Annotated in this window: 18 protein-coding genes; 6 read left to right on the forward strand and 12 right to left on the reverse strand. The window is 61.3% G+C overall.

Annotated features, from left to right (window positions below; translation table 11 throughout):
- Window positions 1-270: 270 nt before the first annotated feature.
- The 4 genes from VHN57_RS27275 to VHN57_RS27290 all read right to left on the reverse strand — a co-directional run bounded on the left by VHN57_RS27275 (window position 271) and on the right by VHN57_RS27290 (window position 2,377).
- The gene (locus VHN57_RS27275; RefSeq protein ID WP_157009904.1) at window positions 271-630 is read right to left on the reverse strand and encodes a hypothetical protein; all 360 of its coding nucleotides are present in this window, start codon (window positions 628-630) and stop codon (window positions 271-273) included.
- A 40-nt stretch (window positions 631-670) separates the two neighbouring features.
- A complete protein-coding gene (locus tag VHN57_RS27280) occupies window positions 671-988 on the reverse strand; it encodes a ribbon-helix-helix domain-containing protein (RefSeq protein ID WP_044663651.1) in 318 nt (105 codons plus the stop codon).
- Window positions 985-1,638 (reverse strand): ParA family partition ATPase, encoded by a 654-nt coding sequence (gene parA / locus VHN57_RS27285; RefSeq protein WP_044663650.1) that lies wholly within the window; start codon window positions 1,636-1,638, stop codon window positions 985-987. Before parA ends, VHN57_RS27280 begins: the two co-directional genes overlap by 4 nt.
- A 97-nt stretch (window positions 1,639-1,735) precedes the next feature.
- Window positions 1,736-2,377: a transcription elongation protein SprT gene (locus VHN57_RS27290; RefSeq protein WP_044663649.1), complete on the reverse strand. Its 642-nt coding sequence runs from the start codon at window positions 2,375-2,377 to the stop codon at window positions 1,736-1,738.
- Between the two features lie 413 nt (window positions 2,378-2,790).
- On the opposite strand from VHN57_RS27290, the gene VHN57_RS27295 reads away from it, so the two are divergent.
- The 3 genes from VHN57_RS27295 to VHN57_RS27305 are packed head-to-tail and all read left to right on the forward strand — an operon-like array spanning window position 2,791 to window position 3,984.
- Window positions 2,791-3,072 (forward strand): type II toxin-antitoxin system RelB/DinJ family antitoxin, encoded by a 282-nt coding sequence (locus VHN57_RS27295; RefSeq protein ID WP_044663648.1) that lies wholly within the window; start codon window positions 2,791-2,793, stop codon window positions 3,070-3,072.
- Window positions 3,041-3,361, forward strand: coding sequence for a type II toxin-antitoxin system YafQ family toxin (locus tag VHN57_RS27300; RefSeq protein ID WP_044663647.1), 321 nt, complete (start codon window positions 3,041-3,043; stop codon window positions 3,359-3,361). The genes VHN57_RS27295 and VHN57_RS27300 overlap by 32 nt, the downstream gene beginning before the upstream one ends.
- A 2-nt stretch (window positions 3,362-3,363) precedes the next feature.
- Window positions 3,364-3,984: a histidine phosphatase family protein gene (locus VHN57_RS27305; protein WP_044663646.1), complete on the forward strand. Its 621-nt coding sequence runs from the start codon at window positions 3,364-3,366 to the stop codon at window positions 3,982-3,984.
- 815 nt (window positions 3,985-4,799) lie between these two features.
- Here VHN57_RS27305 and VHN57_RS27310 read toward each other — a convergent pair.
- The 4 genes from VHN57_RS27310 to VHN57_RS27325 all read right to left on the reverse strand — a co-directional run bounded on the left by VHN57_RS27310 (window position 4,800) and on the right by VHN57_RS27325 (window position 8,419).
- Window positions 4,800-6,083 (reverse strand): chymotrypsin family serine protease, encoded by a 1,284-nt coding sequence (locus VHN57_RS27310; RefSeq protein WP_044663645.1) that lies wholly within the window; start codon window positions 6,081-6,083, stop codon window positions 4,800-4,802.
- A 9-nt stretch (window positions 6,084-6,092) separates the two neighbouring features.
- Entirely contained in the window at window positions 6,093-6,608 is a 516-nt protein-coding gene (locus VHN57_RS27315) for a hypothetical protein (protein WP_125458962.1), read from the reverse strand.
- Between the two features lie 294 nt (window positions 6,609-6,902).
- Window positions 6,903-7,469, reverse strand: coding sequence for a recombinase family protein (locus tag VHN57_RS27320; RefSeq protein ID WP_237241395.1), 567 nt, complete (start codon window positions 7,467-7,469; stop codon window positions 6,903-6,905).
- Between the two features lie 119 nt (window positions 7,470-7,588).
- Window positions 7,589-8,419 carry a hypothetical protein gene (locus VHN57_RS27325; protein ID WP_075153448.1) on the reverse strand — a complete coding sequence of 277 codons (831 nt, stop codon included), beginning with the start codon at window positions 8,417-8,419 and terminating at the stop codon, window positions 7,589-7,591.
- A gap of 602 nt (window positions 8,420-9,021) precedes the next feature.
- On the opposite strand from VHN57_RS27325, the gene VHN57_RS27330 reads away from it, so the two are divergent.
- Both VHN57_RS27330 and VHN57_RS27335 read left to right on the forward strand, forming a co-directional pair.
- Window positions 9,022-9,393 (forward strand): PRC-barrel domain-containing protein, encoded by a 372-nt coding sequence (locus VHN57_RS27330; protein ID WP_044663642.1) that lies wholly within the window; start codon window positions 9,022-9,024, stop codon window positions 9,391-9,393.
- Between the two features lie 78 nt (window positions 9,394-9,471).
- Complete coding sequence (locus VHN57_RS27335) at window positions 9,472-9,795, forward strand: hypothetical protein (RefSeq protein WP_047169142.1); 324 nt, start codon at window positions 9,472-9,474, stop codon at window positions 9,793-9,795.
- 80 nt (window positions 9,796-9,875) lie between these two features.
- On the opposite strand, the gene VHN57_RS27340 is transcribed toward VHN57_RS27335, so the two are convergent.
- Window positions 9,876-10,322, reverse strand: coding sequence for a globin domain-containing protein (locus VHN57_RS27340; RefSeq protein WP_044663640.1), 447 nt, complete (start codon window positions 10,320-10,322; stop codon window positions 9,876-9,878).
- 148 nt (window positions 10,323-10,470) lie between these two features.
- A complete protein-coding gene (locus tag VHN57_RS27345; protein WP_313231779.1) occupies window positions 10,471-11,073 on the reverse strand; it encodes a sensor histidine kinase in 603 nt (200 codons plus the stop codon).
- A 141-nt stretch (window positions 11,074-11,214) separates the two neighbouring features.
- Between VHN57_RS27345 and VHN57_RS27350 the strand changes: the two genes are divergently transcribed.
- On the forward strand, window positions 11,215-11,583 hold the full coding sequence (locus tag VHN57_RS27350) for a response regulator (RefSeq protein WP_044663639.1): 369 nt from the start codon (window positions 11,215-11,217) through the stop codon (window positions 11,581-11,583).
- A 10-nt stretch (window positions 11,584-11,593) separates the two neighbouring features.
- On the opposite strand, the gene VHN57_RS27355 is transcribed toward VHN57_RS27350, so the two are convergent.
- Both VHN57_RS27355 and VHN57_RS27360 read right to left on the reverse strand, forming a co-directional pair.
- On the reverse strand, window positions 11,594-11,794 hold the full coding sequence (locus tag VHN57_RS27355) for a hypothetical protein (RefSeq protein WP_044663638.1): 201 nt from the start codon (window positions 11,792-11,794) through the stop codon (window positions 11,594-11,596).
- Window positions 11,791-12,714, reverse strand: coding sequence for a GGDEF domain-containing protein (locus VHN57_RS27360; protein WP_044663637.1), 924 nt, complete (start codon window positions 12,712-12,714; stop codon window positions 11,791-11,793). Before VHN57_RS27360 ends, VHN57_RS27355 begins: the two co-directional genes overlap by 4 nt.

The following is a 12,714-nucleotide window of genomic DNA, read 5'->3' on the forward strand; positions in this document are numbered from 1 at the left end:
CTTTTGCCCGTACCAATAGGGCCGCTCCACCGCTTACCACAGCGCCGCTATCGGCCATCACTTTGCTATAGAATGGGTCAGTACCGTTATCGTTCGCCTTATTTGTCATATGGTTCCTCCGGTGGGATTCGAACCCCGCTCCTTGGGTTATAAGCCTAATGCTCTGCCAGCATCGAAAGGATGCCAGAGCTTTCTCACTTATCACCTTTAACCTGATCACGACAGCATGTTCACAGCACCGCATGTTTACATGCAAACATGCGGGCGCGGTTAGCTGCCACTGCGACTTAGGGTTTTCTCGATCAACCGAAGGTGGAAAACATGGGCCGCGACAAACATGCTTCCTATGAAGATCAAGGACGGAAACAACATTCCCTCCTGGCCGGGCCTCGGCGTCATAGTCATCGCCGCAACATTGAACAGCGCCAGCACGCCGATTGCTAGCGAGGGCGTAAAGCTAAGGGCGACAACGCGGGGCGCAGACCAGTTCACCGAACGGGCAAGCGGCTCCGATCGGGAAAGCCGCCATTGCATCGGCAATGTCTTTTCCTGCCGAAAGCGGGCGTTTGCCCGGATGGACAGCCCGATCATCACCAATACGAAAATGGCGGACAAGATCAGCACGGCCATAAGCACTCCCTCAATGCCAAATGTTTGCATGTGAACATGCTCACTTGCCTACAGGACTTTCCCCCATCTTGCGCAGCCAGTCGTTGAACGCTTCGGCCATCGCGTCTTGCAGGCTCATGCCATGCTTGCGCGCGGTCATGTGCATGGCGAAGGACATTTCCGGGCTGAAATAGCCCGTCATGGCCTTCTTGCCCTGACGGCTCGGCGCAACCGGGCTGCTGCTCGATCCGCTGCCAGTGCCTGTGCCAGAACTGCGGGCGATCGGCGCGGCCGCCCTCCCCTCCGGCTCGGCCGTCGCCGAAGATGGCGCTGCATCGCGATCCCGCAATGCAAGCAATGATCCTTTCCGGCTGCTCATGCACTGGCCCTCCGCTTCTTCGATGCTTGCATGTTTACATGCTGACATGTCCACTTGTAAAGCTGTCGCACCTCGTCGGCCGCTTTGCCGTTCGGCTCGATCTCCATCGCGGTCTTGCCCTCGGCCGCCGCGTGGCGGAAGGCGGCACGATCGGCGATATGGTGGGGGCAGGCGTCCAATCCGTAATCCTGCACGAGCTGCGCGGCCTCGTCATACATGCGCGGCGCGGTCGGGCTTCCCGCCGTGAAGATCACGAAGGCGGGCTTGCCGCGCATCTTCACAAGGCTGGCGGTCGTCTTGATCGCCGCCAAATCGAACGCGCTGGGGCGGCAAGGGATCAGCACCAGGTCGGCCGCTTCGACGGCGGCGCTCGCCGCGCTGTCGGCATGGGGCGGGGTGTCGATCACGATGAACGCCGCGCCCTGGCCCGTCGCCTGCTCGATCTTGGCGGCAAGGCGAGGGGGTGCGCTGTCAATCACGACCGGGGGCGCATCCTGTCGCCATGCCGCCCACTGGCTCGCCGTCGCCTGCGGATCGAGGTCGATCACCAGCGCGGTATGCCCGGAATCCTCGGCGGCGGCGGCCAGATGCAGGGCGAGGGTGGTTTTCCCCGCGCCGCCCTTCTGGCTGATGATCGCGATTGTTGGCATGTGAATATCCTTACATGACCGCATGTTTGCATGTGGTCATACTGGCTCGGTTCGGCTGCGTCAACGAAACCCCGAATTACGGGGAGGGGTGGGCGGTCTAGCTATCCTTGCCGCCTTCATCCTCGCTGTCGTCGTCCAGCGGCTCATGGCTCATCTGGCCGTGATCCTCGATCGGGCAAAGCGGCGCTCCGGCCTGCTCAAGCCATTTGCGCGCGGTCCTCACGGTATAGCCGCACGTCGCGCACTCGCATTTGAGCATCCGGGTTTTCTGCTTCTTGGGCGCGGTGGATTCGCCATCCGTGTCGAGACGGGCATGGGGGAGGGGGCCAACGGCGTCCAAGATCGGCGCGACGGCCGCAAGGAACGCCTCGCCGGGGGTGGTGGCGCGCATCGGCCCGACAAGGCCAAGGCCAAGGGCGACACGTTTAAACGCTTTCCCATGCCCTGCCGGGATGCCGACGGCGGCATGGACCAGCTCATGCGCGAGGATGGCCGCGATCTGCGACGGCATCGCGTCGGGCGCGTGCGCGAGGTCGGGGCGGATGAAGATTTCAAAATGCCCGTCCGCGCTGAGCCGGTTATCCCAGCACTCACCGATAGCCTTGCCCTTCGCGCCTCTGCTGGTGAAGCCGATCGCCACCCGCACGCGGTCGGGCAGGGGGGCGTCCAGCGCCTCGAACAGCGGAGCCATGCCCAGCGCCACGGCATTGAGCCAGCTTTCACGGGTTTGGTGGGTCATCGTCCTTACTCCCTTCAAATCGCCTGTCCGGCGATGGCCAGGCCATCGGCCGGAACACGGACGCCCAAGAACGCCGGCGAGAGAGGGGGGCAGCGGGATTCGATGGGGGTGGTGCGGCCGCAGCGCAGCGAGGCACGGCCCCGTCTAATCCCGTTGCGGGGGAGAGGCGGCCGGGACCGCCTTTCCCCCTTGAACGAACATCGACGCCGGCGCCGGCACCATGATGCGAGATCCGCTTGCGATCTCGCCCCCGCCATGTGGGTCGTCACCGAAAGGCCAAGACCGCTTGCGGGCTTGGGGAGCGAAGCGAGTAGGGCCACGGTGCCGCGCCAGCGGCAGGCGCATGTCCCCTGCCTGGATTGAAAATGTTGCTCAACTGAGCTACATTAGCGGCTTGACCAAGGAGGTTCCCCATGGCCGCTACCGCTTTCGTGCGCGCGCGCATCGACGAAACAGTGAAGGATGAAGCCGCCGCCGTGCTGGCCGAGCTGGGGCTGACCGTCTCGGATGTCGTCCGCATGACCCTTACGCGGGTTGCCAAGGATCATGCGCTGCCGTTCGAGCTGAAGGTGCCGAACGCCGAAACGCGCGCCGCGATCGAGGCGTCCCGCGCGACGATGAAGGCTCGCCGCGCCCGTTTCACCGATGCCCAGGAAATGTTCGATGCCCTCGACCAAGAAGCCCGCCAGCAGTAAGCGGGCTTCGTTCCCAAGAGAGGCGTCCTACGAAAAAAGGTTCGTCAAGGATTGGGAGCGGCTGTCGCGCAGCGGGCGCTACAACATGAAACAGCTCAAGGAGGCGATGATGATGCTCATCGCCAACGATGCGCCGTTAGGCCCGGAATGGCTGGATCATCCGCTGAAAGGCGATTGGAGCGATCATCGCGAGTGCCATATCGGCGGCGATTTCCTGCTGATCTATACGATTGAGGGGAATCTGGTGAACTTCGTGCGCGCCGGTACTCATGCGGAACTGTTTGAATAGCCATGCGCGTAATCTTCATCCGCCACGGCGAATCCACCGGCAACGCGGGCGTGCCCTGCAATGATCTCGCGACGATCGCGCTGACGGAGCGCGGCCACGAACAGGCGCGCGAAGTCGCGGCGAGCTGGACGCAAGCGCCCGCGCTCATCGTCACGTCACCCTATACGCGCACGCAGCAGACGGCCGCGCCGACGATCGCGCGCTTTCCCGGCGTGCCGGTGGAAGTGTGGCCGATAGAAGAGTTCACCTATCTGCAACCGGCGCGCTGGAACGGCACGCGCAGTGCGGAGCGGATGCCGCACCTCGAACGCTATTGGAGCGCGGCCGATCCTGATTATTGCGACGGGGAAGGGGCCGAGAGCTTCGCCACCCTGCTACGCCGCTGCAAGACGGGCCTAGACCGCCTCGCCGCCATGCCTGCTGGATCACTGGTCTATGTGTTCGGGCATGGGCAATTCATCCAGGCCGCGCGGGCGATCGTCGCCGACGCCCATCTGGATGACCGGGCCAAGATGCGGGTGTTCTGGCGCAAGGGCGAGCCGCCCGCGATCAGCAACGCGCAGCGGGTAGAATTTCACTGGCAAGGCGGGCGCTGGGAATGTGCGTCGGCGTTCACGGCATAATGGCGGGAATCACCTGATTGCCGTGCATGGGCTGAGTCAGATGGAACGCGATCCTCGACTGTATTAGGTGGTTTGTTACATGACGGTCCAGCCAGCACGCTCGATATCCGCAATGGCCGTGCTGCTTGCAATCACTGCCTGCAACAAAGCCGAGAAGCGCACAATGCCTTCTGAGGTGCAGATCGCTTACGACTACCAGCTTGTTCTTCCCGATAAGTTCAAGCGGAATTGGGTCCAAGGAATCGACAGCAAAGTAGAGGAATGGCAATCATCCGATACGATCGTTAGTACCGACTTTGGGCAGTTTAGCGGACCCCCAACATGCCATGTAGCAAGCACGTCGTGCAGCCTGTCAAAGGAGATGATTGGGGGCAGGCCATCTCTCGTCGGCCGATATCGTCACGGACCACAGGAGCGGGCACATGAGCCAAAGCCATTTAGGTATTTTGTGCACATACCAGTGTCGGAGAGATATGGTCTGAAGCTCAACATGTTTGCCAGGTGTGATAGCGAACCGGCTTGCGATGAGGCACTTACATTCTTTCGGAGGGTCCGCATTCTGCGCACGGAGCGACCTGGCTCCGGTTTGATTCTGCCCGACTCGCCCTCTTCGCCACCCCCCGTGCCTGGGTGATCGAGGAGATATCTCAAACTGTTACAGCATACCGTCCGCCATGGGTCACGTGCTGATCGGAAGATCCTCTCCTGCCGGAGTAATACATGACTCCCGACAGCCCTCGCTCAGGGCCACTGGCACGGTCTCTCAATCAAGAGAGGGAAGTTAATCTGGTCTCGCGCCAAGCAATTGGACAGCTCTACTGCGTCAGGAGCGAGATACCCCACGGGTCGATATAGTCGATTGGCGAATAAACCATTTCGCTTGATCCGTCGCTGAATGCCTGCGCTGCGGTCAAGATTCCGTACGCCTTCACCTGTGTGCTCTGCGCAGCATCCGAAAACACGGCTGATCCACTGTCGCCGGTCCTGCCAAGGTGCTGACCCGAAGCTCGAAAGACTCTGATCCAGCCATTAGCGCCGTTGTAGTAGTAGTTACCGCTAGTGATCGCTCCACATGTAATCCCAGTTACACGCCCGGATTTGCACGACACCATCCCCTTGGTCTGCCCATAATAACCAACAGTTCCGTTAACACGGACCCATCCACTTTTAGGAAGACCAACCACCGATGCTTGGTTGAAATAGTAGATCGCGTTCGATCGCGAATAACCTGTGATATCGTGCCATTGGAAGTCGTACTTTGTGCCGTAGGCCCAGCGAGCGATTGCCGGTGCTGGGATCTCTACCCAATGGCCATTTACCGCATGCCAATAGCCAGTTCCTTCAGGGCCAGGGTTGCAGTGCCCAGCGGTGAGAATCCCTAAGCGACCTTGGTATGTCGCCTGAAATGCAACCGTACACCCCTTCGAGGCTTCGTCGGATGCACGCTGCTGCCAAAAATAGTGCCCTCCTTCGATGTAATCTCCGCTGACAACACCGATCGGTCCTGCCGTTGGCTTGGCAATAGGCTTCACGACCACTCGAATGTTCTGGCGCTTGCTGCCGATGAGGTTAAGCACGCGCTGCTTCATGTCGTTAGACGGTAACTCAAGAACGACATCGCCGCTATCTTCCTCAACGTACCCGGCAAAGTCCCTTATCCCGCTTCCCTCAATTGTCTTGAAAATTTCGGTGGCGCCCGCCTCGGCTTCGGCGCGAGACTTCTTAGCCTTCACAAGTTTGACATATCGCCGGATTTTTGGGTCGATCCGATACTTCACGAGCTTACGGTCATCTGGCGTAACGTATGAGATATTGATTCGGAACACTGGTGTGTGTTCAACCCATATAGATCCGAGTTCGCTGTCGTTGTCTCGCTTTACCTGCGCGACCAGCTCTGCAATTGCATCTTGCAACTGCGCGCGTTCTGTCGCTTCCGCCAAACTAATCCCGTACTGGTCCGCGAGGAACTGGGCGGCCGGTGATGACCCGGCCGCGCCAGCAGGGGCAGCCGGTGGAGCTGCTGGTGCTGGTACTTCCTGCTGAGCTAATGCTGGATGGGCCGCTGCCGCGAGCAGAACGATGACGAGTCTAGTACGCATTCCTCTCTCCTATTGCCGGGCGACAGCGAAAATTGCACTCGGGCACCGCTCGGGAAGTGGCTTGCTGAACTTGGTCATATTGACGCTGTTTAGTGGCACGAATGCTCCGGCGATCGTGGTGGCCGACGGCACCCGATAGCTGGCGCCCCCCTCCACGCGGATGATCAGAGCGTCATCGTGCTGCTCGATCGTCGATCCTGCGGGCCAGAGTGGCGTTGCGTCGCTATCACGCATCGTGAAGACGATGCAGTCATTGCGGACGGAGAGCCTGCCCATCTGTGGTGCAGCCGGTATGAGTCCGTTGGCTAGCTCATTCACTGCGAACGCAGGCAGGTTTTTTGGTGCGGCTGATGGTCCAAGGCCAGCGGATGATGTCTTCTTAACTTCAGGAGGGGGCGCTTCCGACTGTGAGGAAGGGGTGCAACTGGCCAAGATTGCCGCGCCACCGATCAGAATCGCGAAAGTATGTTTCACTATCGGCACACCTCTCGCGAAGAGCACGATTACGTCAAACACATAATGCATTCTGATTGCAAAGGTTTCTGACGCTTTCCTAGTCGCGCTCGCGCGACCGCCTCGTCGAACATCGCGTCGACCTGCGCTTCGTCGAGGCCGCTGGTGCCCCCCCGAAAAGGGGATAGCCACGCTTCTGTCGGGCTGGGCACCGGCGGGGGAGGGAATGGCGGCAACTCCGACGCGCTTGCTTGTTGGGGTGGCCCATCCTTCAAGGCAGCCTCGTTCACCGAGCTGCATCCCGCCAGACCCAATGCCAAGCCAAAGCTGCCGGCGATCACGGCACCGAACTATTGCCGCCCGTCATCATGGCCGCCCCTGTAGCCGCGAAATCGTCGCCTGGCTGACGTTGAACAGCGCCGCAACGGTGCGCTGGGTGTCGCCGGCGTCGAGCTTGCGCTGCGCCTCGGCCTGCTGGTGCGGGGTGAGGGCGCTCTTGCGGCCGAACTTGACGCCGCGCGCCTTGGCCTGGGCGCGACCGGCGCTGGTGCGCTCGGCGATCCGCTGGCGCTCGTAGCTGGCCGCAACGCCCAAAACGGCAATGACCACCTCGGCGAGCTGCGAAGTTGTGTCCAGCATCGGCTCGGCGATCGAGCGGAAGCCGGCACCGGCCTCTTTGACCGCGTGGAGGATGTTGAGCAGGTCGCGCGTGTTGCGGGCGAGGCGATCGGTCGCCGTCACCATCAGCACGTCGCCGGGATCGAGCGCGCCGATCGCGCGCTTGAGCTGGGGGCGCTCGGCCGACGCGCCGCTGATCTTCTCGCGGTAGGTTTTCGTGCAGCCGGCGGCCTCAAGCTGGGCGAGCTGCTGGGCCAGGTCTTGGCTGTTGGTCGAGACGCGCGCATAGCCGTAAATCATGGAACGATTCTGCATCAGATTTTTGCATCAGGGAAGAGCGCGGAAAACCGGGACTTTCGGATTGATGCAAAACTTTTGATCTGCTGGTCTCTGTCCTGATTGGGATAGTATCGGGAAGAGCACATGATGACTTCCTACTTGGTGCGATAATCACTTTCAGGCGAGCCCACTGCGACAATCGGCCCAGTCCCACATTTCGCTCGCAGCAGGGCCACCGCCGGATCAGCTTCCGAATAACCTTGCGGGCCAGCCCACGCCATGCGCTCTCCGATCCGGGGCATGGCCTCATCGGAACTGTTGTCTTTCAAGGCCATATAGCCCTCGGCATCCAGACCAAGCTCCACATCCCGGCCGAAAATGACAAGCGGCTCACCGCCGTCTCCATGTTCCGTCAGCCGAAAACACCCGTCGCGGAGGATCACCCGCCCGCTTAGCCGCGCCAGGTTGACGACAGCCGGCTGCCGGTCCTGACGCGGAAACACGCGCACATAGCGCTCAAGCGCGGGATCGATCGATCGCGAATTGCGCGGCCCCGAAAAGCGCAGCTCAAGCCGGTCGGGCATTGTCCAGCGCTCCCGCTCAGCGATCTCGCGAAAACCAGCTTCATCAATGTTCATGTCGAACATGACCTTACCATCGAACTCGTACACCCCGCCGCCGCCGACAAGACGATAGGGCTCGAACCGCCCCCACCATTCATCGAAGATCGGTTGCAGTTCCTCGGTCGGGATTCCGCCTTCACGGAAGGTGAAGCGTGGATCACGGGTGTAGCGGGCAAGCGTGGCTGCGGCGTTCTGGCGAAACTGAAACGCGAAACGCGGAGCCGGATCGCGAACAATGCGCATACCCACGTAATTGCCCCGCTCGGCTGCCTGGATACGCTGATCAAGAACTTGGGCTGCGGCAGTCGCATTATCATCCGGGTTCATCATCATCTCGCGGGCCATAACTGCTTCGCTGGTCATTGGCAGTGGCGTGGGCTTTCCATCCGCAGGTGGGGGCGGTGGTGGTGGTGGTGCAGCGTTGATCGGTCCTGTAGCAGGCGCGGACAGGATTGTGGCGTAGCCAGAAGGGCCGATTGAAGCGCCTCGGGGAACAAAGTTCGGAACCGACCCGACTGGCGAGGCTTGGTTTCCGATTGCACAGCCACCAAGCGCCAACATCCCAAAAAGCGGAAATGACAAAACCGATAGGCACCTGCTTGTCCGTGGGGTCATGAGATTATCAAAACTCCCGTTATCTTGCCCGCAACGCCATCCTCTTAGTCTGATGCACAAATTACAAGTTTTGCATCAGACTGGAAAGCGCCGAAATCTGCGCCTTTCCGTGATGCAAAAATCTGATGCACATCCTGGCGCTGTTCTGGTGCCCGGGTCGCCGTTTCAGGCCCCATTGCCCTGATGCAAAATTTTTGATTTTTGGATCAGAGCGCCCGCTAGTCATCTGTGGGATGACGTCAAATTGAAGGCGCTCGCCCACTCTATCGTTCTGCGCCACCCATTGCTCGATTTCGCCGGAAACCCATCAGGGCTGTGTCGTTCTCCTTAAACCGAAAGGAGACTCCAAAATGGCAGACACCGACATTGCTACCGATGAAACCAACCGACTGATCGCCTCCAACAAGGTCGAGGGCACGGCGGTCTACGACCGCAATGGCAACCGGCTCGGCTCGGTTTACAACTTCATGGTCGATAAGCGCGCAGGCCGCGTCGAATATGCGGTCATGTCCTTTGGCGGCTTCCTCGGCATCGGCGAGGAATATCATCCGCTGCCTTGGGACCAGCTCACCTATGACACGAACCAGGGCGGCTATGTCGTCGATCTGACGAAGGAACGGCTCGAAGGCGCGCCGCGCTATCGGGCGGGCGAGGAACCCGCCTTCGATCGGACCTATGGCGAGCAGGTCTATGGCTATTACGGCTCGACCTATCCCATCTGAGACGGAGGGACGGCGGGGAACCCCGTCGTCCTCCGCTTTCGTGATTATGAACGATGATGACGATCCCTCGGAGCTGCCGTGTCCGATTCCCCTCATCATGAAGCGCTGAAAACCTTGGGAGACGCCCTCAAAGCAGGGCCGAAGGCTCTCGCCCGCAGCACTGGCGCCGCAGGCCGGACGAACTTTGTGGATCGCCTTACGACGCTCGCGCACCAACTCGATATTGGTGGTCACGGCGGGGCGAAAGAGGTGTATGAGGCAGCCTCGATCATCGCAAGGATGCAGCGGAACCAAGAAGACGCAAAAAGCGATGGTTGGTCAGTCGCCGACCATGAGGCCATTGCTGGCCTGAAAGGCATCGAGACCAAGCTTCTGAAACTCGCAAATGGCGTTGAACAATGAGCATCTTGGCTGGCCGCATCGGCCACCAATTTTAGGACCGGCTTCTCACATCCTTTGGGAGGAGTAGTCCGCTGCGGCGATTATGCCGCCTCGGTCTGGTAGAGCTGCGCCTCACGGTTGATAAGGATATCGGCCAGGAACCAGTAGGCCTCCCCCCAAGCGTTCAGAATCTCATCGGTTGCCGCCTCGCCCAATATGTCGCGGATCGCCGGCAGCAGCGCATTGGCGACCGCAGGATAATGTTCGGGCTTGATATGGGTCTCGACATGGCGCGCGGCGATGCGCTCGATCGCGGGTTTCAGCACGTCGAGCTTATCGACGTTCTGCGCGAAGGCGAGGATCGCGGCCGCTAGCCGCTTAGGCTGCGCGCCGGATTCGTGCGCGGCCATGTCGAACAGCGCCTTGATCTCCGGATCGACGAACAGGCGCTGATACATGCGCGTGGTAATCTCCACGCCGTGCTGCTGGAGCGCAGGCGCCGTAGCTTTCACCAAAGCCATTGTTTCGGGGGAGAGCGGTTTGGACATACAGATGTGCTCCGGATTTCAGGACCCTGACAAAAGAGACGATCAAAGTGGCGAGAGGGATCCAGTCGGGCATGGAGTGCGGGCCGGAGAGACAGGCATGCGCGATGAACCCAAGGCTTAGCGGCGGGGTATCCTGTATCCGGATCGATCATAGCTCGACCGCAGTCAGAGGGGCGAGCAAGGTCCAAACGACGCCCGAGACGGGAAATTCCAGCTCGGCACGACCGCGCAAGCTGCGGCTTGCGGCCGTGCATATCAGCCGCGACCCAAAGCCCCGCCGCTCGGGCCTGACGACTGGCGGGCCGCCACGTTCGGCCCATCGCATCCAAAGCTCGGGCTCGGTGCCCGATCCCAGCACTTTCCACGTCAGCTCGATCGTGCCTGTTTCGTTGGACAGCGCACCATATTTGATCGCGTTCGTTGCCAGCTCGTGAAAGGCGAGGGTCAACGTCATCGCCGCCTTGGGGCCGATCGTGACCGTGGGGCCGTCGAGGCGGAGCCGCTCCGCGTAGAGGGTGAAGTGGCCCAGCGCATTTTCCGCCAGCGCGGGCAGGGGCGCCGCCTGCCAGTTGTGGGATAGAAGCTGCTCGGTCGCGTTGCCCAGCGCCGCCAATCGCTCGTCAATGGTCGATCGGGCGTCTTCGATCGAATCGGCCGCCTGCAAGCTCTGGCTGACAAGGGAACGAACGACAGTGAGAATGTTCCTGAACCGATGCTCAAGCTCACGAATCCGGGTTTCAGTATCGACCATAACTCTACGTGCCCCCTACCCGGCTACTTAGAGCAATCGGGAGCCCAGGACGAACATTTTGCACGTTCGCGTGGAGCACAGAGCCAGACGGCGCGTTGCTGCGCTGATCGGTGGAACGGCTGCGTAAATGCTTGGTGCGGCATGACTAAACAAGACGGGATCAGCGGCCTTCGCGTGCTGGTTGTCGAAGATGATTATTGGGTCGCGGCTACGCTGGTTGAGATAATATCTGAAGCCGGCGCGGAAATCGTCGGCCCTGTCGATTGCGTGCGGGATGCCCTCGCGGCGCTGGACTCGTCGCCTCATGTCGCCAGCCTCGATGTGCAACTTGGCTCCGAAACCTCGTTCCCGATCGCGGACGAACTGGACCGTCGCGGCGTGCCCTTCATCTTCGCCACGGGTGCGGCCAGCATGATCCCGTCTGTCCACGCCGCACGCCCGACCTGCCACAAGCCCGCGTCGCCCGAGCTGCTGATCGGGGCGCTTTCTCGCGCGCTCAACCCTGCCTAACAGGGCTGCTTCACTGACGCGATGCGAGAGGCTCAAAAGGAAACGCCCCCTCGTCATCCAGCAGCTCGCCGGGTTGCATCGGGCCGGCTCCGGTCGCGGCGTCGATCGCGGCTTGCAAATGGACGGCGGTGGCCGTCGCGCCTCGGCCGGTCCGATCCAGTTGGGCCAATGCCATCCTCATAAGCGAGAGGGCTGTGTCGTCATTCGTCATAGACATGCCTCGATGGGAACCCGGAGCCTTGACGGAACAGGGGCGTCCCGGCCTCGATCGGTCATTGCGCGGCCGATCTCCACGGCGTTCTTCCCGGCGCGCTTGACCGCGTACATGAGCTGATCGACCGCATGCATCAACGAGGGTTCGTCACGCGGGGTATCGGGCGAGATGAGCAGCGCGCCCATGCTGCACGTCACCGGATGAGGCGTGTCGGCCAGAACCGATGACAGGCGCTTGTGGAGCAAGCGAGCGAAATACACCCCTTCCTCGGCCGAATGGACGGGAAGCAAAAAGGCGAACTCGTCGCCGCCGATCCGGCCGAAATCGTCCTCGCGCCGGATGGTCTTCCGTGCGCCCTGCGCGAAGGCGCGCAGCACCTCGTCGCCGGCAACATGGCCGTGGCGGTTATTGATGCCCTTGAAATCATCGAGATCAAGGATCGCGAGCAGGAAGGATTGCCGGGCAGGCACCGCTAGATCGAGACGATGGATCACGCGCTCGCGGAACGTCTCCTTGTTGAGCGCATCGGTCATGCGGTCGCGCGCCGCCAGGTGGTGCTCCCGATCAAAGGACCGGCGGAAGCTGAGAACAATGGCGGCGACGAAAACATAGGTGACGGCGCGCACGGCCATCCTCGCCCCCAGCAGGGCGGGGGAAAGCCCTGGCAACTCGGCGAGATGCGGGACGACGGCGAGGACCGCCGCGACGATCGCCACCAGATAGCCGGCGCGGCTTCCCAGCGCCCAGCAGGCGGCGCAGACGATCGGGATATAGAACGGCGCGAGACCTATCCGGGAAAAATGTGCGTCCGCCAGCGCAAGCGCCGTGACGCTGAGGAGGATCGCGAACCAGGCGCGTTCGCGCGGCAGGGAATGAAGACGATCGGCGAGGCGGCCGACAGGCAGATGACTACTCAC

Origin of the sequence: Sphingobium salicis subsp. salicis, assembly GCF_049472635.1 — a bacterium.
Lineage (GTDB): Bacteria > Pseudomonadota > Alphaproteobacteria > Sphingomonadales > Sphingomonadaceae > Sphingobium > Sphingobium yanoikuyae_A.